18 protein-coding genes are annotated in these 20365 nt (G+C 52.4%); 13 read left to right on the top strand and 5 right to left on the bottom strand.

All coding sequences use genetic code 11. The features are described from left to right. Position 1 precedes the first annotated feature (1 nt). The 12 genes from murD (at position 2) to mutT (ending at position 14357) form a co-directional block, all read left to right on the top strand. Positions 2-1318, top strand: a complete 1317-nt coding sequence (gene murD, locus AACS80_RS03065) for a UDP-N-acetylmuramoyl-L-alanine--D-glutamate ligase (RefSeq protein WP_130204916.1) — start codon at positions 2-4, stop codon at positions 1316-1318. Further along, complete coding sequence (ftsW, locus tag AACS80_RS03060; protein WP_130204918.1) at positions 1318-2562, top strand: cell division protein FtsW; 1245 nt, start codon at positions 1318-1320, stop codon at positions 2560-2562. Before murD ends, ftsW begins: the two co-directional genes overlap by 1 nt. After that, entirely contained in the window at positions 2559-3626 is a 1068-nt protein-coding gene (gene murG / locus AACS80_RS03055; protein ID WP_130259634.1) for an undecaprenyldiphospho-muramoylpentapeptide beta-N-acetylglucosaminyltransferase, read from the top strand. Before ftsW ends, murG begins: the two co-directional genes overlap by 4 nt. Before the next feature lie 53 nt (positions 3627-3679). After that, entirely contained in the window at positions 3680-5155 is a 1476-nt protein-coding gene (gene murC, locus AACS80_RS03050) for a UDP-N-acetylmuramate--L-alanine ligase (RefSeq protein ID WP_130204922.1), read from the top strand. Next, positions 5148-6068 carry a D-alanine--D-alanine ligase gene (gene ddlB, locus AACS80_RS03045; protein ID WP_130204924.1) on the top strand — a complete coding sequence of 307 codons (921 nt, stop codon included), beginning with the start codon at positions 5148-5150 and terminating at the stop codon, positions 6066-6068. Before murC ends, ddlB begins: the two co-directional genes overlap by 8 nt. A 1-nt stretch (position 6069) precedes the next feature. Further along, positions 6070-6900, top strand: a complete 831-nt coding sequence (ftsQ, locus tag AACS80_RS03040) for a cell division protein FtsQ (protein WP_000075731.1) — start codon at positions 6070-6072, stop codon at positions 6898-6900. Further along, complete coding sequence (ftsA, locus tag AACS80_RS03035) at positions 6897-8159, top strand: cell division protein FtsA (RefSeq protein ID WP_000588474.1); 1263 nt, start codon at positions 6897-6899, stop codon at positions 8157-8159. Before ftsQ ends, ftsA begins: the two co-directional genes overlap by 4 nt. Positions 8160-8219: 60 nt before the next feature. Further along, positions 8220-9371: a cell division protein FtsZ gene (ftsZ, locus tag AACS80_RS03030; RefSeq protein ID WP_064525175.1), complete on the top strand. Its 1152-nt coding sequence runs from the start codon at positions 8220-8222 to the stop codon at positions 9369-9371. A 100-nt stretch (positions 9372-9471) separates the two neighbouring features. After that, positions 9472-10389: a UDP-3-O-acyl-N-acetylglucosamine deacetylase gene (lpxC, locus tag AACS80_RS03025; protein ID WP_000595482.1), complete on the top strand. Its 918-nt coding sequence runs from the start codon at positions 9472-9474 to the stop codon at positions 10387-10389. 230 nt (positions 10390-10619) lie between these two features. After that, positions 10620-11132 carry a secA translation cis-regulator SecM gene (secM, locus tag AACS80_RS03020; protein ID WP_130204926.1) on the top strand — a complete coding sequence of 171 codons (513 nt, stop codon included), beginning with the start codon at positions 10620-10622 and terminating at the stop codon, positions 11130-11132. Between the two features lie 61 nt (positions 11133-11193). Further along, the gene (secA, locus tag AACS80_RS03015) at positions 11194-13899 is read left to right on the top strand and encodes a preprotein translocase subunit SecA (protein ID WP_130204928.1); all 2706 of its coding nucleotides are present in this window, start codon (positions 11194-11196) and stop codon (positions 13897-13899) included. Between the two features lie 59 nt (positions 13900-13958). Further along, a complete protein-coding gene (gene mutT / locus AACS80_RS03010; protein WP_138183651.1) occupies positions 13959-14357 on the top strand; it encodes an 8-oxo-dGTP diphosphatase MutT in 399 nt (132 codons plus the stop codon). 553 nt (positions 14358-14910) lie between these two features. On the opposite strand, the gene yacG is transcribed toward mutT, so the two are convergent. Genes yacG through coaE form a run of 3 tightly spaced genes read right to left on the bottom strand, consistent with a single transcriptional unit; the run spans position 14911 to position 16481 of the window. Then, positions 14911-15108, bottom strand: coding sequence for a DNA gyrase inhibitor YacG (yacG, locus tag AACS80_RS03005; protein WP_000005046.1), 198 nt, complete (start codon positions 15106-15108; stop codon positions 14911-14913). Between the two features lie 9 nt (positions 15109-15117). Next, positions 15118-15861, bottom strand: coding sequence for a cell division protein ZapD (zapD, locus tag AACS80_RS03000; RefSeq protein ID WP_135409468.1), 744 nt, complete (start codon positions 15859-15861; stop codon positions 15118-15120). Next, positions 15861-16481, bottom strand: coding sequence for a dephospho-CoA kinase (gene coaE / locus AACS80_RS02995; protein ID WP_130221628.1), 621 nt, complete (start codon positions 16479-16481; stop codon positions 15861-15863). Before coaE ends, zapD begins: the two co-directional genes overlap by 1 nt. A gap of 224 nt (positions 16482-16705) precedes the next feature. Here coaE and guaC point away from each other — a divergent pair, with 224 nt between their 5' ends. Further along, the gene (gene guaC, locus AACS80_RS02990; RefSeq protein ID WP_130204936.1) at positions 16706-17749 is read left to right on the top strand and encodes a GMP reductase; all 1044 of its coding nucleotides are present in this window, start codon (positions 16706-16708) and stop codon (positions 17747-17749) included. A gap of 34 nt (positions 17750-17783) precedes the next feature. Here guaC and hofC read toward each other — a convergent pair whose 3' ends face one another. Together hofC and gspE are read right to left on the bottom strand one after the other, a co-directional pair. Next, the gene (hofC, locus tag AACS80_RS02985; RefSeq protein ID WP_135409469.1) at positions 17784-18986 is read right to left on the bottom strand and encodes a protein transport protein HofC; all 1203 of its coding nucleotides are present in this window, start codon (positions 18984-18986) and stop codon (positions 17784-17786) included. Further along, positions 18976-20361, bottom strand: a complete 1386-nt coding sequence (gspE, locus tag AACS80_RS02980) for a type II secretion system protein GspE (protein WP_135409470.1) — start codon at positions 20359-20361, stop codon at positions 18976-18978. The genes hofC and gspE overlap by 11 nt, the downstream gene beginning before the upstream one ends. Positions 20362-20365: the final 4 nt, after the last annotated feature.

The following is a 20365-nucleotide window of genomic DNA, read 5'->3' as shown; positions in this document are numbered from 1 at the left end:
CATGGCTGATTACCAGGGTAAAAATGTCGTTATTATCGGCCTGGGCCTCACCGGGCTTTCCTGCGTGGACTTTTTCCTTGCTCGTGGCGTGACGCCGCGCGTTATGGATACACGTATGACACCGCCTGGCCTGGATAAATTACCCGAAGCGGTGGAACGTCACACTGGCGGTCTTAATGACGCGTGGCTGATGGCAGCCGATCTGATCGTCGCCAGCCCCGGTATTGCGCTGGCGCATCCATCTTTAAGCGCCGCTGCCGATGCCGGAATTGAAATTGTTGGTGATATCGAACTGTTCTGCCGCGAAGCGCAGGCACCGATTGTGGCGATCACCGGTTCTAACGGCAAAAGCACTGTCACCACCTTAGTGGGCGAAATGGCGAAAGCGGCAGGTGTTAACGTCGGCGTGGGGGGTAACATTGGCCTGCCTGCGTTGATGTTGCTGGATGCCGAGTGCGAACTGTACGTGCTGGAACTATCGAGCTTCCAGCTGGAAACCACCTCCAGCTTACAGGCGGTGGCAGCGACCATTCTGAACGTGACTGAAGATCATATGGATCGCTATCCGTTTGGATTGCAGCAATATCGTGCGGCAAAACTGCGCATTTACGAAAATGCGAAAGTTTGTGTCGTCAATGCCGATGATGCCTTAACGATGCCGATTCGCGGTGCGGATGAACGCTGCGTCAGCTTTGGCGTCAACATGGGTGACTATCACCTGAATCATCAGCAGGGCGAAACCTGGCTGCGGGTGAAAGGCGAGAAAGTGTTGAATGTGAAAGAGATGAAACTTTCCGGGCAACACAACTATACCAATGCGCTGGCAGCGCTGGCGCTGGCTGATGCCGCAGGGTTACCGCGCGCCAGCAGCCTGAAAGCGTTAACCACGTTCACTGGTCTGCCGCATCGTTTTGAAGTGGTGCTGGAGCATAACGGCGTGCGCTGGATTAACGATTCGAAAGCCACCAACGTCGGGAGTACAGAGGCGGCGCTGAACGGCTTGCAGGTAGACGGTACGCTGCATTTATTGCTGGGCGGTGATGGCAAATCGGCGGATTTCAGTCCACTGGCGCGCTATCTGAATGGCGACAACGTGCGTTTGTACTGTTTTGGTCGTGATGGCGCCCAGTTAGCGGCGCTGCGCCCGGAAGTGGCAGAGCAAACCGAAACCATGGAGCAGGCGATGCTCTTGCTGGCGCCACGCGTGCAGCCAGGGGATATGGTGCTGTTGTCACCAGCCTGTGCCAGCCTCGATCAGTTCAAGAACTTTGAACAACGGGGCAATGAGTTCGCCCGTCTGGCGAAGGAGTTAGGTTGATGCGTTTATCTCTCCCTCGCCTGAAAATGCCGCGCCTGCCAGGACTCAGTATCCTGGTCTGGATCTCCACGGCGCTTAAAGGCTGGGTGATGGGCTCGCGGGAAAAAGATACCGACAGCCTGATCATGTACGATCGCACCTTGCTGTGGCTGACCTTCGGCCTCGCGGCGATCGGCTTTATCATGGTGACTTCGGCGTCAATGCCCATTGGGCAGCGCTTAACCAACGATCCGTTTTTCTTCGCGAAGCGTGATGGCGTCTATCTGATCCTGGCATTCATTCTGGCGATCATTACGCTGCGTCTGCCGATGGAGTTCTGGCAACGTTACAGCGCCACGATGCTGCTTGGATCAATCATCCTGCTGATGATCGTGCTGGTGGTAGGTAGCTCAGTTAAAGGGGCATCACGTTGGATCGATCTCGGCCTGCTGCGTATTCAGCCTGCGGAGTTGACCAAGCTGTCGCTGTTTTGTTACATCGCCAACTATCTGGTGCGCAAAGGCGACGAAGTACGTAACAACCTGCGCGGCTTCCTGAAACCGATGGGCGTAATTCTGGTGCTGGCAGTGTTACTGCTGGCACAGCCAGACCTTGGTACAGTAGTCGTATTGTTCGTCACCACACTGGCGATGCTGTTCCTGGCGGGGGCAAAATTGTGGCAGTTCATTGCCATTATCGGCATGGGGATTTCAGCGGTCGTGCTGCTGATCCTCGCCGAACCGTACCGTATCCGCCGTGTTACTGCGTTCTGGAACCCGTGGGAAGATCCCTTCGGTAGCGGCTATCAGTTAACGCAATCCCTGATGGCCTTTGGTCGTGGCGAATTGTGGGGGCAAGGTTTAGGCAATTCGGTACAAAAACTGGAGTATCTGCCAGAAGCTCACACTGACTTCATTTTCGCCATTATCGGCGAAGAACTGGGGTATATCGGTGTGGTGCTGGCGCTTTTAATGGTATTCTTCGTCGCTTTTCGCGCGATGTCGATTGGCCGTAAAGCGTTAGAAATTGACCACCGTTTTTCCGGTTTTCTCGCCTGTTCAATTGGTATCTGGTTTAGCTTCCAGGCGCTGGTTAACGTAGGCGCGGCAGCGGGGATGTTGCCAACTAAAGGTCTGACATTGCCGCTGATCAGTTACGGTGGTTCGAGCTTACTGATTATGTCGACAGCCATCATGATGCTGTTACGTATTGATTATGAAACACGTCTGGAGAAAGCGCAGGCGTTTGTACGAGGTTCTCGATGAGTGGTAAAGGGAAGCGATTAATGGTGATGGCAGGCGGTACTGGCGGGCACGTGTTCCCGGGACTGGCTGTTGCGCACCATTTAATGGCCCAGGGGTGGCAAGTTCGCTGGCTGGGTACTGCCGATCGTATGGAAGCGGACTTAGTGCCGAAGCACGGTATCGAGATCGACTTTATTCGTATTTCTGGTCTGCGCGGCAAGGGTATTAAAGCGTTGCTCGCGGCTCCGCTGCGGATCTTTAACGCCTGGCGTCAGGCGCGGGCGATTATGAAAGCTTACAAGCCCGATGTGGTGCTCGGTATGGGCGGCTATGTTTCCGGGCCTGGTGGTCTGGCAGCATGGTCGTTAGGCATTCCGGTCGTACTTCACGAACAAAACGGCATTGCTGGCTTGACCAATAAATGGCTGGCGAAAATTGCTACCAAAGTGATGCAGGCGTTTCCGGGGGCTTTCCCTGATGCCGAAGTTGTTGGTAACCCGGTGCGTACTGATGTGCTGGCGTTGCCGTTGCCACAGCAGCGTATGGCTGGTCGTGAAGGTCCGGTTCGTGTTCTGGTTGTGGGTGGTTCCCAGGGAGCGCGCATCCTTAACCAGACAATGCCGCAGGTTGCAGCAAAGCTGGGTGATTCAGTCACTATCTGGCATCAGAGCGGCAAAGGTTCGCAACAAACCGTTGAACAGGCTTATGCCGAAGCGGGGCAACCGCAGCATAAAGTGACGGAATTTATTGATGATATGGCGGCGGCCTATGCGTGGGCGGATGTCGTCGTTTGCCGTTCTGGCGCGTTGACGGTGAGTGAAATCGCTGCGGCAGGGCTACCTGCGTTGTTTGTGCCGTTTCAACATAAAGACCGCCAACAGTACTGGAATGCGCTGCCGCTGGAAAAAGCGGGGGCAGCCAAAATTATCGAGCAGCCGCAGCTTACTGTGGATGCCATCGCCAACACCCTGGCCGGGTGGCCGCGAGAAACCTTATTAACCATGGCAGAACGCGCCCGAGCTGCATCCATTCCGGATGCCACCGAGCGAGTGGCAAATGAAGTGAGCCGGGCTGCCCGGGCGTAATCGTAGCGATGCCTTTTGCATCGTATGAATTTGAGAAGTTAATGGCGTAAAGAATGAATACACAACAATTGGCAAAACTGCGTTCCATCGTGCCTGAAATGCGTCGCGTTCGGCACATACACTTTGTCGGCATCGGTGGTGCCGGTATGGGCGGTATTGCCGAAGTTCTGGCCAATGAAGGGTATCAGATCAGTGGTTCCGATTTAGCGCCAAACCCAGTCACGCAACAGCTAACGAACCTGGGAGCGACGATTTACTTCAACCATCGCCCGGAAAACGTGCGTGATGCCAGTGTGGTCGTAGTTTCCAGCGCGATTTCCGCCGATAACCCGGAAATTGTTGCCGCTCATGAGGCACGTATTCCGGTTATTCGTCGTGCTGAAATGCTGGCTGAGTTAATGCGTTTTCGTCATGGCATCGCCATTGCCGGGACGCATGGCAAAACCACAACCACCGCGATGGTTTCCAGCATCTACGCAGAAGCGGGCCTCGACCCGACCTTCGTGAACGGTGGGCTGGTAAAAGCGGCGGGTGTTCATGCACGTTTAGGCCACGGTCGTTACCTGATTGCTGAAGCTGATGAAAGCGATGCGTCGTTCCTGCATCTGCAACCGATGGTAGCGATTGTCACTAATATCGAAGCCGACCATATGGATACCTACCAGGGCGACTTTGAGAATTTAAAACAGACTTTTATTAATTTTCTGCACAACCTGCCGTTTTACGGTCGTGCGGTGATGTGTGTTGACGATCCGGTAATTCGCGAATTGTTACCGCGTGTAGGCCGTCAAACCACCACTTACGGCTTCAGCGAAGATGCTGACGTGCGTGTGGAAGATTATCAGCAGATTGGCCCGCAGGGACACTTTACGCTGCTGCGTCAGGACAAAGAGCCAATGCGCGTTACACTGAATGCGCCAGGTCGTCACAATGCCCTGAATGCTGCCGCTGCCGTTGCGGTCGCCACGGAAGAGGGGATTGAAGACGAGGCTATTTTGCGTGCGCTGGAGAGTTTCCAGGGAACCGGACGCCGCTTTGATTTCCTTGGTGAATTTCCATTGGAACCTGTGAATGGTAAAAGCGGTACGGCAATGCTGGTTGATGACTATGGTCACCACCCGACCGAGGTGGACGCCACTATTAAAGCGGCGCGAGCAGGTTGGCCGGATAAAAACCTGGTGATGCTGTTTCAGCCGCACCGTTTCACCCGCACGCGCGACCTGTATGATGATTTTGCCAATGTGCTGACTCAGGTGGATACCCTGCTGATGCTGGAAGTGTATCCGGCAGGCGAAGCGCCTATTCCGGGAGCGGACAGTCGTTCGTTGTGTCGTACAATCCGTGGCCGTGGGAAAATTGATCCGATTCTGGTGCCGGACCCGGCGCAGGTGGCCGAGATGTTAGCACCAGTATTAACTGGTAACGACCTGATCCTCGTTCAGGGGGCAGGAAATATCGGAAAAATTGCCCGATCTTTAGCTGAAATCAAACTGAAGCCGCAAACTACAGAGGAAGAGCGACATGACTGATAAAATCGCGGTCCTGTTGGGCGGGACCTCCGCAGAGCGGGAAGTTTCTCTGAATTCTGGCGCGGCAGTGTTAGCTGGGCTGCGTGAAGGCGGTATTGACGCGTATCCTGTCGACCCGAAAGAAATCGACGTAACGCAACTGAAGTCGATGGGCTTTCAGAAAGTGTTTATCGCTCTGCACGGTCGCGGTGGTGAAGATGGCACGCTGCAGGGTATGCTCGAGCTGATGGGCTTGCCTTATACCGGCAGTGGAGTGATGGCATCTGCGCTTTCAATGGATAAACTACGCAGCAAACTGCTTTGGCAGGGGGCTGGTTTACCGGTAGCGCCGTGGGTAGCATTAACCCGCGCAGAGTTTGAAAAAGGCATTAGTGATAAGCAGTTAGCAGAAATTTCTGCCTTAGGTTTGCCGCTTATCGTCAAGCCGAGCCGCGAAGGTTCCAGTGTGGGAATGTCAAAAGTAGTAGCAGAAAATGCTCTGCAAGATGCATTAAGATTGGCATTTCAGCACGATGAAGAAGTATTGATTGAAAAATGGCTAAGTGGGCCGGAGTTCACGGTTGCGATACTCGGTGAAGAAATTTTACCGTCAATACGTATTCAACCCGCTGGAACCTTCTATGATTATGAGGCGAAGTATCTCTCTGATGAGACACAGTATTTCTGCCCGGCAGGTTTAGAAGTGGCTCAAGAGGCAAATTTGCAGGCATTAGTGCTGAAAGCATGGACGACTTTAGGATGCAAAGGATGGGGACGTATAGACGTCATGCTGGACAGCGATGGACAGTTTTATCTGCTGGAAGCTAATACCTCACCGGGTATGACCAGTCACAGTCTGGTGCCGATGGCGGCACGTCAGGCGGGTATGAGCTTCTCGCAGTTGGTAGTACGAATTCTGGAACTGGCGGACTAATATGTCGCAGGCTGCTCTGAACACGCGAAACAGTGAAGAAGAGATTTCTTCTCACCGCAATAATGGAACGCGTCTGGCGGGGATCCTTTTCCTGCTGACCGTTTTAACGACAGTGTTGGTGAGCGGCTGGGTCGTGTTGGGCTGGATGGAAGATGCGCAACGCCTGCCGCTCTCAAAGCTGGTGTTGACCGGTGAACGCCATTACACGCGTAATGACGATATCCGGCAGTCGATCCTGGCATTGGGTGAGCCAGGTACCTTTATGACCCAGGATGTAAATATCATCCAGACGCAAATTGAACAACGCCTGCCGTGGATTAAGCAGGTGAGCGTCAGAAAGCAGTGGCCTGATGAATTGAAGATTCATCTGGTTGAATATGTGCCGATTGCGCGTTGGAATGATCAGCATATGGTTGACGCTGAAGGAAACACCTTCAGCGTTCCGCCAGATCGCACCAGCAAGCAGGTGCTCCCAATGTTGTATGGTCCGGAAGGCAGCGCAAATGAAGTGTTGCAGGGCTATCGCGAAATGGGGCAGATGCTGGCAAAGGACAGATTTACTCTGAAGGAAGCGGCGATGACCGCGCGGCGCTCCTGGCAGTTGACGCTGAATAACGATATTAAGCTCAATCTTGGCCGGGGCGATACGATGAAACGTTTGGCTCGCTTTGTAGAACTTTATCCGGTTTTACAGCAGCAGGCGCAAACCGATGGCAAACGGATTAGCTACGTTGATTTGCGTTATGACTCTGGTGCGGCAGTCGGCTGGGCGCCCTTGCCGCCAGAGGAATCTACTCAGCAACAAAATCAGGCACAGGCAGAACAACAATGATCAAGGCGACGGACAGAAAACTGGTAGTAGGACTGGAGATTGGTACCGCGAAGGTTGCCGCTTTAGTAGGGGAAGTTCTGCCCGACGGTATGGTCAATATCATTGGTGTGGGCAGCTGCCCATCACGTGGTATGGATAAAGGCGGGGTGAACGACCTCGAATCCGTGGTCAAGTGCGTACAGCGCGCCATTGACCAGGCAGAATTGATGGCAGATTGTCAGATCTCTTCGGTATATCTGGCGCTTTCTGGTAAGCACATCAGCTGCCAGAATGAAATTGGTATGGTGCCTATTTCTGAAGAAGAAGTGACACAAGAAGATGTAGAAAATGTCGTCCATACCGCGAAATCGGTGCGCGTGCGTGATGAACATCGTGTGCTGCATGTGATCCCGCAAGAGTATGCGATTGACTATCAGGAAGGGATCAAAAATCCGGTAGGACTTTCTGGCGTGCGTATGCAGGCAAAAGTGCACCTGATCACATGTCACAACGATATGGCAAAAAACATTGTGAAAGCCGTTGAACGTTGTGGCCTGAAAGTTGACCAACTGATATTTGCCGGACTGGCATCAAGTTATTCGGTATTGACGGAAGACGAACGAGAACTGGGCGTCTGCGTCGTCGATATCGGTGGTGGTACAATGGATATCGCCGTTTATACTGGCGGGGCATTGCGTCACACCAAGGTAATTCCTTATGCTGGCAATGTCGTGACCAGTGATATCGCTTATGCCTTTGGCACACCGCCAAGCGACGCCGAAGCGATTAAAGTTCGTCATGGCTGCGCGCTGGGTTCCATCGTCGGTAAAGACGAGAGCGTGGAAGTGCCGAGTGTAGGTGGTCGTCCGCCGCGTAGTCTGCAACGTCAGACGCTGGCGGAGGTGATTGAGCCGCGATATACCGAGCTGCTCAACCTGGTCAACGAAGAGATATTGCAGCTGCAGGAAAAGCTTCGCCAACAAGGCGTAAAGCATCACCTGGCTGCGGGCATTGTATTAACCGGTGGCGCGGCGCAGATCGAAGGTCTTGCCGCCTGCGCTCAACGCGTGTTTCATACGCAGGTGCGTATCGGCGCGCCGCTGAATATCACCGGTTTAACGGATTACGCTCAGGAGCCGTATTATTCAACGGCAGTGGGATTGCTTCATTACGGGAAAGAGTCACATCTTAACGGTGAAGCGGAAGTTGAAAAACGTGTTACAGCATCTGTTGGCTCGTGGATCAAGCGACTCAATAGCTGGCTGCGAAAAGAATTTTAATTTTTATGAGGCCGGCGGTGATTACGGCCTCAGGCGACAGGCACATATCGGAGAGAAACTATGTTTGAACCAATGGAACTTACCAACGACGCGGTGATTAAAGTCATCGGCGTCGGCGGCGGCGGCGGTAATGCTGTTGAACACATGGTGCGTGAGCGCATTGAAGGTGTTGAATTTTTCGCGGTAAATACCGATGCACAGGCGCTGCGTAAAACAGCGGTTGGGCAGACGATTCAGATCGGTAGTGGTATCACCAAAGGACTGGGAGCTGGCGCTAATCCAGAAGTTGGCCGTAATGCGGCTGATGAGGATCGTGATGCACTGCGTGCGGCGCTGGAAGGTGCAGACATGGTCTTTATTGCAGCGGGCATGGGCGGTGGTACCGGTACAGGTGCAGCGCCGGTTGTTGCTGAAGTGGCTAAAGATTTAGGTATTCTGACCGTTGCTGTCGTGACCAAGCCTTTCAACTTTGAAGGCAAGAAGCGTATGGCATTTGCGGAGCAGGGGATCACTGAATTATCCAAACATGTGGACTCCCTGATCACAATCCCGAACGACAAACTGCTGAAAGTTCTGGGCCGCGGTATCTCCCTGCTGGACGCGTTTGGCGCAGCTAACGATGTGCTGAAAGGCGCTGTTCAGGGTATCGCCGAGCTGATTACTCGTCCGGGTCTGATGAATGTGGACTTTGCAGACGTACGTACTGTGATGTCTGAAATGGGCTATGCAATGATGGGTTCTGGCGTGGCGAGCGGTGAAGACCGTGCGGAAGAAGCGGCCGAAATGGCAATTTCTTCTCCGCTGCTGGAAGATATCGACCTGTCTGGCGCGCGCGGCGTGCTGGTTAACATCACTGCGGGCTTCGACCTGCGTCTGGATGAATTCGAAACCGTAGGTAACACCATCCGTGCATTTGCTTCGGACAACGCGACCGTGGTTATCGGTACTTCTCTTGACCCGGATATGAACGATGAACTGCGTGTAACCGTGGTTGCGACGGGCATTGGCATGGACAAACGTCCTGAAATCACTCTCGTGACCAATAAGCAAGTTCAACAGCCAGTGATGGATCGCTACCAGCAGCATGGTATGGCGCCGCTGACGCAAGAGCAGAAGCCCGTGGCCAAAGTGGTGAACGACAATACGCCACAAACCGTGAAAGAGCCGGATTATCTGGATATCCCGGCATTCCTGCGTAAGCAAGCTGACTAAGAATTAGCTGGAATTTGGGTTGCGAGGCTCTTTGTGCTAAACTGGCCTGCCGAATGTATAGTACACTTCGGTTGGATAGATAATTTGGCGAGATAATACGATGATCAAACAAAGGACACTTAAACGTATCGTTCAGGCGACGGGTGTCGGTTTACATACCGGCAAGAAAGTCACCCTGACCTTACGCCCTGCGCCGGCCAACACCGGGGTCATCTATCGTCGCACCGACTTGAATCCACCGGTAGATTTCCCGGCCGATGCCAAATCTGTGCGTGATACCATGCTCTGTACGTGTCTGGTCAACGAGCATGATGTACGGATTTCAACTGTTGAGCACCTGAACGCAGCGCTCGCGGGCTTAGGCATCGATAACATTGTTATCGAAGTTAACGCGCCGGAAATCCCAATCATGGACGGCAGTGCCGCTCCGTTTGTTTACCTGCTGCTTGATGCTGGTATCGACGAGCTGAACTGCGCCAAGAAATTTGTTCGCATCAAAGAGACTGTTCGCGTCGAAGATGGCGATAAGTGGGCTGAATTTAAGCCGTACAATGGTTTTTCGCTGGACTTCACCATCGATTTCAACCATCCGGCAATCGATTCCAGCAATCAACGCTATGCGATGAACTTCTCTGCTGATGCGTTTATGCGCCAGATCAGCCGTGCGCGTACGTTTGGTTTCATGCGTGATATCGAATATCTGCAGTCCCGTGGCCTGTGCCTGGGCGGCAGCTTCGATTGTGCCATCGTTGTTGACGATTATCGCGTACTGAACGAAGACGGCCTGCGTTTTGAAGACGAGTTTGTGCGTCACAAAATGCTCGACGCGATCGGTGATTTGTTCATGTGTGGTCACAACATTATCGGTGCATTTACCGCTTATAAATCCGGTCATGCACTGAATAACAAACTGTTGCAGGCTGTACTGGCGAAACAGGAAGCCTGGGAATATGTGACCTTCCAGGACGACGCAGAACTGCCGTTGGCCTTCAAAGCGCCTTCAGCCGTACTGGCATAACGACATCTATACTGTCGTATAAAATTCGACTGGCAAATCTGGCACTCTCTCCGGCCAGGTGACCCAGTCGTTTTTTTTTGAGTTTTTACAGCGTCGTAAGAAATCGGTGCGAACGCTGTTTTCTTAAGCACTTTTACGTGTTACTTATCTTGAATACTGCTGTGGACTTCTGGCTTTAATGATAAGATTTGTGCGCTAAAAACGTTGAATACGATCGGGATGGCAATAACGTGAGTGGAATACTGACGCGCTGGCGACAGTTAGGTAGACGCTACTTCTGGCCGCATCTCTTATTAGGGATGGTCGCGGCGAGTTTAGGTTTGCCTGCGCTCAGCAACGCCGCCGAGCCAAACGCGCCCGCAAAAGCGACAACGCGCAATCACGAGCCTTCCGCCAAAGTTAACTTTAGTCAGTTGGCCTTGCTGGAAGCAAACACGCGCCGCCCGAACTCGAACTATTCCGTTGATTACTGGCATCAACATGCTATTCGCACGGTAATCCGCCATCTCTCCTTTGCAATGGCGCCGCAAACGCTGCCCGTTGCCGAGGAATCTTTACCGCTTCAGGCGCAACATCTTGCTTTACTGGATACGCTCAGCGCGCTGCTGACCCAGGAAGGCACGCGGTCTGAAAATGGTTATCGCATTGATTATGCGCATTTTACCCCTCAAGCAAACTTCAGCACGCCCGTCTGGATAAGCCAGGCGCAGGGCATCCGTGCTGGCCCTCAACGCCTCAGCTAACAACGAGAAACCTTTACTTCATTTTATTTACTCCGCAATGCGGGGTGTTTGAGATTTTATTATGCTAATCAAATTATTAACTAAAGTTTTCGGTAGTCGTAACGATCGTACCCTGCGCCGGATGCGCAAAGTCGTCAACATTATCAATGCCATGGAACCGGAGATTGAAAAACTCTCCGACGAAGAACTGAAAGGAAAAACGGCAGAGTTCCGCGCGCGTCTGGAAAAAGGCGAAGTGCTGGAAAACTTGATTCCGGAAGCCTTCGCTGTCGTGCGTGAAGCCAGTAAGCGTGTTTTTGGCATGCGCCACTTCGACGTACAGCTGCTCGGCGGTATGGTTCTTAATGAACGTTGCATCGCGGAAATGCGTACAGGTGAAGGTAAAACCCTGACCGCAACGCTGCCTGCTTACCTGAACGCATTAACCGGTAAAGGCGTGCACGTTGTTACCGTCAACGATTACCTGGCGCAACGTGACGCCGAAAACAACCGTCCGCTGTTTGAATTCCTCGGCTTGACCGTCGGCATCAACCTGCCGGGCATGCCAGCACCGGCAAAGCGTGAAGCTTACGCGGCTGACATTACTTACGGTACTAACAACGAATACGGCTTTGACTACCTGCGCGACAACATGGCGTTCAGCCCTGAAGAACGTGTACAGCGTAAACTGCACTATGCGCTGGTGGACGAAGTGGACTCCATCCTGATCGATGAAGCGCGTACACCGCTGATCATTTCCGGCCCGGCGGAAGACAGTTCGGAAATGTATAAGCGTGTAAACAAAATCATTCCGTACCTGATCCGTCAGGAAAAAGAAGACTCCGAAACCTTCCAGGGCGAAGGCCACTTCTCGGTGGATGAAAAATCTCGCCAGGTGAACCTGACCGAACGTGGTCTGGTGCTTATTGAAGAGCTGCTGGTGAAAGAAGGCATTATGGATGAAGGTGAGTCGCTGTACTCTCCGGCCAATATTATGCTGATGCACCACGTAACGGCGGCGCTGCGTGCTCACGCGCTGTTTACCCGCGACGTCGATTACATCGTTAAAGATGGTGAAGTTATCATCGTTGACGAACATACCGGTCGTACCATGCAGGGCCGTCGCTGGTCTGATGGTCTGCACCAGGCTGTGGAAGCAAAAGAGGGTGTACAGATTCAGAACGAAAACCAGACACTGGCTTCGATCACCTTCCAGAACTACTTCCGTCTGTATGAAAAACTGGCGGGGATGACCGGTACGGCTGATACCGAAGCCTTCGAATTCAGTTCCATCTACAAGCTGGATACTGTAGTCGTTCCGACCAACCGCCCGATGATTCGTAAAGATCTGCCGGATCTGGTCTACATGACCGAAGCGGAAAAAATTCAGGCGATCATTGAAGATATCAAAGAACGTACTGCGAAAGGCCAGCCAGTGCTGGTGGGTACTATTTCAATCGAGAAATCGGAACTGGTATCAAACGAGCTGACCAAAGCCGGTATCAAACACAACGTTCTGAACGCTAAATTCCACGCCAACGAAGCGGCAATCGTTGCTCAGGCGGGCTATCCGGCTGCGGTGACCATCGCGACCAACATGGCGGGTCGTGGTACTGACATCGTGCTTGGTGGTAGCTGGCAGGCAGAGGTTGCCGCGCTGGAAAACCCGACCGCAGAGCAAATTGAAAAAATTAAAGCCGACTGGCAGGTGCGTCACGACGCGGTACTGGAAGCAGGTGGCCTGCATATCATCGGTACCGAGCGTCACGAATCTCGTCGTATCGATAACCAGCTGCGTGGCCGTTCTGGTCGTCAGGGTGATGCCGGTTCTTCCCGTTTCTACCTGTCGATGGAAGATGCGCTGATGCGTATTTTTGCTTCCGACCGAGTATCCGGCATGATGCGTAAACTGGGTATGAAACCCGGTGAAGCCATTGAGCATCCGTGGGTAACTAAAGCAATTGCCAATGCTCAGCGTAAAGTTGAAAGCCGTAACTTCGACATTCGTAAACAGCTGCTGGAATACGATGACGTAGCTAACGATCAGCGTCGTGCCATATACTCCCAGCGTAACGAACTGCTGGATGTCAGCGATGTGAGCGAAACCATCAACAGCATTCGTGAAGATGTGTTCAAAGCAACCATCGATGCCTACATTCCGCCACAGTCACTGGAAGAAATGTGGGACATTCCAGGTTTGCAAGAACGTCTGAAAAACGACTTCGACCTTGATTTGCCGATTGCCGAGTGGCTGGACAAAGAGCCAGAACTGCATGAAGAGACGCTGCGTGAGCGTATCCTGGAGCAGTCCATCGAAGTGTATCACCGTAAAGAAGAAGTGGTTGGCGCTGAGATGATGCGTCACTTCGAGAAAGGGGTGATGCTGCAAACGCTGGACTCCCTGTGGAAAGAGCACCTGGCGGCGATGGACTATCTGCGTCAGGGTATCCACCTGCGTGGCTATGCACAGAAAGATCCGAAGCAGGAATACAAACGTGAATCGTTCTCCATGTTTGCGGCGATGCTGGAATCGTTGAAATATGAAGTCATCAGCACGTTAAGCAAAGTACAAGTACGCATGCCGGAAGAAGTTGAAGAGCTGGAGCAGCAGCGTCGTATGGAAGCTGAGCGTTTAGCGCAAATGCAGCAGCTTAGCCATCAGGATGACGACTCTGCAGCTGCGGCTGCGCTGGCAGCGCAAACCGGCGATCGTAAAGTTGGACGTAACGATCCTTGCCCATGCGGTTCTGGTAAAAAATACAAGCAGTGCCATGGTCGCCTGCAATAAAAGCTAAGTGTTGAAATAAAAGGCGCAGGATTCTGCGCCTTTTTTATAGGCTTAAGACAATGAAAAAACTGCAAATCGCGGTAGGTATTATTCGCAACGAAAACAACGAAATCTTTATAACCCGTCGCGCCGCAGATGCGCACATGGCAAATAAGCTGGAGTTTCCGGGCGGTAAAATAGAAACGGGAGAAACGGCAGAACAAGCGATGGTACGGGAGCTTCAGGAAGAAGTCGGGGTTACCCCGCAACGTTTTTCGCTGTTTGAAAAGCTGGAATATCAGTTCTCTGACAGGCATATCACACTGTGGTTCTGGTTGGTCGAAAGCTGGGAAGGGGAACCGTGGGGGAAAGAGGGACAGCCCGGTGAGTGGATGGCGCTAGCCAGCCTCAATGCAGAAGATTTTCCGCCAGCCAATGAACCGGTAATTGCGAAGCTTAAGTGTCTGGAGGCCGGATAAGGCGTTTACGCCGCATCCGACATTTACACACGATGCCTGATGCGACGCTGGCGCGTCTTATCAGGCCTACGATGTTTATTAACTCGTTGATAAATCAGGTTTTGTAGGTCGGATAAGGCGTTTGCGCCGCATCCGACATTTGCACAAGATGCCTGATGCGACGCTGGCGCGTCTTATCAGGCCTACATGGTTTATTAACTCGTTGATAAATCAGATTTTGTAGGTCGGATAAGGCGTTTGCGCCGCATCCGACATTTACACACGATGCCTGATGCGACGCTGACGCGTCTTATCAGGCCTACGAAGTTTATTAACTCGTTGATAAATTAGATTTTGTAGGTCGGATAAGGCGTTTAAGCCGCATCCGACATTTACACACGATGCCTGATGCGGCGCTGGCGCGTCTTATCAGGCCTACGAGGTTTGTTAACTCGTTGATAAATCAGGTTTTGTAGGTCGGATAAGGCGTTTGCGCCGCATCCGACATTTGCACAAGATGCCTGATGCGACGCTGGCACGTCTTATCAGGCCTACGTGCGGCATCGGACAAATGTCACTGCTTTGGCTCTTCGCTCCAGTCATCGCTCTCAGAAAGATCGCCACTGCTGGGGATTCGTTTTTCTTCAGCAGCCCATTCTCCGAGGTCGATCAACTGGCAGCGTTTGGAACAAAATGGCCGAAATGGGCTGACTTCACCCCACACCACCGTTTTCCCGCAGGTGGGGCAATTCACCGTAATAGTTTCTGACATTTTTACTCCTTAGCAACAAGCCAGTTCGAAATCCAGACGTTCCGGTACTTGTCCATTTTCACTGTCCAGCGGCATAAAGCGAATGGCAAAACGGCTCTTATGACCGGATATTTGCGGGTAAAGCTGTGAATCGAGTGCCAGATTCAGGCGTAACAAATCGGCGTCTTCGCCGTTATCCTGATAAAAACCGTTCAGACTGGTCAGTTTGCGGAACGGTGCCGACCGACGAATCAAATCCAACACCATTGTAAGTGCCTGTGTCAGCGGGCTCAGGCTGGCAATCCAGGTTTCGACCTGACTGTCGCGCTGCGACTGGGGTAAATGCAACCAGATATGCAACGTAGGTAAATCAAAGCTGCAACAACCGCCGGGAATGCTCAGACGCTGGCGCACCAGGGCAATCATCCTGTCTTCACGCAGAAATTGCCCGATACGCGGCGCGGAAATCAGTACGCTACCTGCGGCCTTCAACTGCTGAATTAATGCTTCAATACGGGTCTGGTCCACGCCAGGCACACCAATCCAGGTCTGGAGTTTACGCTGTTGACGTTCCAGCTCTTTCAGTAGTTCGGTACGAACTTCTCCACGCTCGAACACATCCAGCAATTCACTAACATTACGGAAGAAATGCAGAGCACCAGCGTAGTCAGCAATAGGCAAATTTACGGTGAGTTGTTGAATTAAAAACTCAATGCGCAGCCATGTACGCATTTTTTCATTTAGTGGATGTTCAAAAAGGACCTGGGTCTGCATTAAGTTTTTTCCTGTGAGACAAACTGCGACGCGAGCTGCAAATAGTGTGCGTGCAGGCGGGCAACATCTGATGCAATAGCATCCGGTGTGCCGTTATTATCAATGACGTCATCTGCCACCGCAAGACGGGCTTCGCGCGTAGCCTGGGCAGCAAGAATTTGTTCGACATGCTCGCGAGTAACATCATCGCGCTGCATGGTGCGCTTAAGCTGCGTTTCTGGGCTGACATCCACCACCAGCACTCGATTCGCTTTTTTATACAGTGAGTTTTCTACCAGCAATGGCACAACCCATAACACATAAGGTGAAGTTGCTTGCTGGATCTGGCGTTGCGTCTCCTGCTGAATCAGAGGATGCAGCAGGGCATTAAGCCAGTTTTTCTCTTCCGGATAGGCAAAGATCCGCTCGCGCAAGGCGCGACGTTGCAATGTTCCATCAGCAGCAATCATATCCGCGCCAAAGTGTTCAGCAATGGCACGCAGTGCAGGTGTACCCGGTTCAACCACCTGACGCGCAATAATATCGGCATCAATGACATTAATTCCGAGGTCAGCAAATGCATTTGCAACGGTACTCTTGCCACTGCCAATGCCGCCTGTTAAGGCAACTGTATACCTCATAATATATATTCCTGGGAATTCATCATGATTATCAAAATGTTAATAAAGAGCGCGCGAAAGCGAAATTGATGAAACGTTCGCCCACTATTTACCAGGTAAATTTATGGGATTGTAGCGTAAAAAAAGACAATTTCGCAGTCTTGCGCCATATCGATTAGTGCGTATGATAGCGTCACTGGAGTTGCGCTCTTATCCTTACAGCCATTAACCCCAGGAATCTGCACATGCGTATCGAAGAAGATCTGAAGTTAGGTTTTAAAGACGTCCTCATCCGCCCTAAACGCTCTACCCTTAAAAGCCGTTCCGATGTTGAACTGGAACGTCAATTCACCTTCAAACATTCAGGTCAAAGCTGGTCCGGCGTGCCGATTATCGCCGCAAATATGGACACCGTAGGCACTTTTAGTATGGCTACGGCACTGGCTTCTTTCGATATTTTGACCGCTGTACATAAACATTACTCTGTTGAAGAGTGGCAAGCGTTTATCAACAATTCTTCTGCTGATGTGCTGAAACATGTGATGGTTTCTACCGGCACGTCGGATGCCGATTTCGAAAAAACTAAACAAATTCTCGATCTGAATCCGGCATTAAACTTCGTTTGTATTGATGTTGCGAATGGATATTCTGAGCACTTCGTGCAGTTTGTGGCGAAGGCGCGTGAAGCGTGGCCGACCAAAACTATTTGTGCAGGCAATGTGGTAACTGGCGAAATGTGTGAGGAGCTTATCCTCTCCGGTGCCGATATCGTTAAAGTTGGCATTGGTCCTGGCTCTGTTTGTACAACTCGCGTGAAAACGGGCGTCGGTTATCCGCAGCTTTCTGCGGTGATCGAATGCGCCGATGCCGCGCACGGTCTGGGCGGGATGATCGTCAGCGATGGCGGCTGTACCACACCGGGCGATGTGGCTAAAGCTTTTGGTGGCGGTGCCGATTTCGTAATGCTTGGCGGAATGCTGGCTGGTCACGAAGAGAGCGGCGGCCGTATTGTTGAAGAGAACGGTGAGAAATTTATGCTGTTCTACGGTATGAGCTCCGAGTCTGCGATGAAACGTCACGTTGGCGGCGTTGCGGAATATCGCGCTGCAGAAGGTAAGACCGTTAAGCTTCCTCTGCGCGGCCCGGTTGAAAATACCGCGCGTGATATTTTAGGCGGTCTGCGTTCAGCCTGCACTTACGTTGGGGCTTCACGCCTGAAAGAGCTGACCAAACGCACCACGTTTATCCGCGTACTGGAACAAGAAAACCGCATCTTCAATAATCTGTAATCTCCCAATGCTGGCGTGGAGCAACACGCCAGCATTATCCCACTCCACTCATCGCATCGCCCAGATGGAAAATTGGCAGATACATTGCCACCACCAACGTACCGATAATTCCTCCAGTAATGACCAGCAACGCCGGTTCCAGTAAGGCGGCAAGGTTATCTGCCAGCGCCAGCGTGTTATCCCGATGATGATGGGCAAGATTCTCCAGCATGAGATCCAGCGACCCGGATGTCTCTCCTGTCCTCACTAACTGCAAACAGAGCGGGCTAAACTCCCCCGCATTTTTTAGCGCCAGCCAGATGGGGTGACCGTTACTGATATCATGCTGAATTTGTGTCAGAAGTTGCGCCCAGTACGGGCAGCGCATCGTCTCCCTGACGCTCACCACTCCCTGCAAAAAAGTAATCCCTGCACTTTGTGTCAGCGCCAGAATCGTAAAGATCTGCGTGAGTTTTTGTCCCCGCATCAGGGCTCCCATTATCGGGATGCGTAATAACCATTTCTGCCGCGCAATAAGCCAGGTAGGGCGACGCATCAGCAGTTTGTTGGCTATCGCCAGCAGAAAGCCGAGCACTATCAGCAGCCAGCCCCATTTGCCACTAAAGTCTGCCAGCGTCATGATCCCTTGCGTTAGTGCCGGTAGTGGGGTGTTAAAGGTTTTATAGATAGCGGCAAACTCCGGCAGAACAAAATGCAGCATTGCCACAACCACCATGATTGCCATCGCTAAAATGATGATGGGATAACGCAACGCTGATTTCACTTTGTCGGCCAACTGGCGCTGGGCTTTTTGTTGACGCGCCAGTTCAAAGCAGCATTCATCCAGCTTACCGGTCACTTCCCCCGTGCGGATCATCGCCTGATAGAGCGGCGGAAATACCTCTGACCAGGGTAATAAGGCACTGGAAAAGGCAATGCCCTGTTCGAGATCGTGCGCCAGCGATTGCAACAATGCCTGCCATTGCTTACTTGGATGCTGTTCAGCCAGCAGTGCCAGCCCTTCAGAAAGCGTTAACCCGGCTTTAAGTAGCGTCGCCAGTTGATGAATGACTTCCGCGCTTTTATCTCCTCGCCAATGCGCAGAATTGATGGCGATTCGCTTCAGGCTTAGTGGGGTAACCCTTTGCTGCTGTAGAGCCAAAAGCAGCAAAGCACGGCTCTCTGACCATTGCATCCCATCTTGCGCATTGCCGTCGCCGGTTATGCCATGCCATCGCCAGAGTTGCTTATTCGCCATGTGGCATCCCCAGCACGCGGATTAACTCTTCAAAGGTGGTTAAGCCTTGTTCCACGGCCAGGCAGCCGTTTTCAAAAAGTGTGCGCATACCTGTCCGCCTGGCGTGCGTTTCCAGCGATTCAACTTCAGTATTAGAGGAAATAAGCTGGCGTATGGCTGGTGTAATGGGCAGGACTTCAAACAAGGCGGTACGACCATAAAAACCGTGGTAGCAATGTTCACAACCCGGTGCCTGCCAGCGGGACAGCGGAGATGACCATACATTGTCCGGAAGGCGGATCGGTTCCCCTTGCTGCTGGCGGCAATGCGGACAAAGTTTACGTACCAGGCGCTGGGCTATTACCAGAGTGAGGGCCGACGAGAGCATCCAGCGAGCAACGCCCATTTGCTGTAAACGCACCAGCGTTTCACAGGTGGAGTTGGTGTGTAGCGTGGACAATACCAGATGACCCGTTTGCGCGGCTTTAATGGCAATTTCTGCCGTTTCGCCATCGCGGATCTCTCCGATCATGATGACGTCAGGATCCTGGCGCAATAACGCCCGCAAAACGCCCTGAAAGGTGAGTCCGGCACGCGGATGGATTTGTGTCTGGTTTAGCCCGGCGATGGGGATCTCAACCGGATCTTCCACGCTGCAAATATTAATATCGGCGTTATTCAGCGTTTGCAGTGCGCTATACAGCGTGACTGTTTTGCCGCTGCCGGTAGGGCCAGTTACCAGCACCAGTCCCTGTGGTTGCTGCAAGGCGTGGGTAAAGTCCGTCAGTTGTGATGGTTGCATTCCCAGCGTGTTGACATCCAGCGCCTGGTCCACCTGCTGTAACAACCGTAATACCACCTTTTCACCGCCGCGACATGGCAAGGTAGCAATACGAAATGAGACGGCGTTCCCTGCCAGTTCGACAGTGAATTGCCCGTCCTGCGGCAGGCGATGTTCCGCAATATCCAGGCTTCCCAGCACTTTTAACCTGGCGGTTAAAGCGACTCCGGCATCCAGTGAAACATCAGGTACAGGATGCAGCACGCCGTCGATACGCAAGCGGATGTGATAGCTATTGTCCGCTGGTTCGATATGAATATCTGATGCGCGTTGTTCCAGTGCAGATTGCAACGTATGAGCCAGCAATTCTGCTTTAGGCTGATGTTTCTCCTGAATGGCTACGGGCAATGTCTGTTGTTTGCGACTGGCGTGACCTTCCATCTGTTGGCGCGTCCAGCAGGTGATCTCAATACGTTTGGTGGTAGCGAAATGCAATGCGTCCAGCAACTCATGTGAGGGGGCATCGACCACCGCAACATGAACCACTTCTTCGCTGGCATCCAGTACGACCCCCTGGTAACGCAAACACAGGGCGGTGAGCTGTGAAATATTCATCGTC

It is taken from the genome of Escherichia sp. E4385, assembly GCF_963883145.1.
Taxonomy (GTDB): Bacteria; Pseudomonadota; Gammaproteobacteria; order Enterobacterales; family Enterobacteriaceae; genus Escherichia.
This window is presented reverse-complemented; position numbering and strand designations above follow the sequence as displayed.

Bases quoted from the DNA above. Each gene is read 5' to 3' on its own strand.
- murD (WP_130204916.1), top strand. From the start codon at position 2: ATGGCTGATTACCAGGGTAAAAATGTCGTTATTATCGGCCTGGGCCTC.
- ftsW (WP_130204918.1), top strand. From the start codon at position 1,318: ATGCGTTTATCTCTCCCTCGCCTGAAAATGCCGCGCCTGCCAGGACTC.
- murG (WP_130259634.1), top strand. From the start codon at position 2,559: ATGAGTGGTAAAGGGAAGCGATTAATGGTGATGGCAGGCGGTACTGGC.
- murC (WP_130204922.1), top strand. From the start codon at position 3,680: ATGAATACACAACAATTGGCAAAACTGCGTTCCATCGTGCCTGAAATG.
- ddlB (WP_130204924.1), top strand. From the start codon at position 5,148: ATGACTGATAAAATCGCGGTCCTGTTGGGCGGGACCTCCGCAGAGCGG.
- ftsQ (WP_000075731.1), top strand. From the start codon at position 6,070: ATGTCGCAGGCTGCTCTGAACACGCGAAACAGTGAAGAAGAGATTTCT.
- ftsA (WP_000588474.1), top strand. From the start codon at position 6,897: ATGATCAAGGCGACGGACAGAAAACTGGTAGTAGGACTGGAGATTGGT.
- ftsZ (WP_064525175.1), top strand. From the start codon at position 8,220: ATGTTTGAACCAATGGAACTTACCAACGACGCGGTGATTAAAGTCATC.
- lpxC (WP_000595482.1), top strand. From the start codon at position 9,472: ATGATCAAACAAAGGACACTTAAACGTATCGTTCAGGCGACGGGTGTC.
- secA (WP_130204928.1), top strand. From the start codon at position 11,194: ATGCTAATCAAATTATTAACTAAAGTTTTCGGTAGTCGTAACGATCGT.
- mutT (WP_138183651.1), top strand. From the start codon at position 13,959: ATGAAAAAACTGCAAATCGCGGTAGGTATTATTCGCAACGAAAACAAC.
- yacG (WP_000005046.1), bottom strand. From the start codon at position 15,108: ATGTCAGAAACTATTACGGTGAATTGCCCCACCTGCGGGAAAACGGTG.
- zapD (WP_135409468.1), bottom strand. From the start codon at position 15,861: ATGCAGACCCAGGTCCTTTTTGAACATCCACTAAATGAAAAAATGCGT.
- coaE (WP_130221628.1), bottom strand. From the start codon at position 16,481: ATGAGGTATACAGTTGCCTTAACAGGCGGCATTGGCAGTGGCAAGAGT.
- guaC (WP_130204936.1), top strand. From the start codon at position 16,706: ATGCGTATCGAAGAAGATCTGAAGTTAGGTTTTAAAGACGTCCTCATC.
- hofC (WP_135409469.1), bottom strand. From the start codon at position 18,986: ATGGCGAATAAGCAACTCTGGCGATGGCATGGCATAACCGGCGACGGC.
- gspE (WP_135409470.1), bottom strand. From the start codon at position 20,361: ATGAATATTTCACAGCTCACCGCCCTGTGTTTGCGTTACCAGGGGGTC.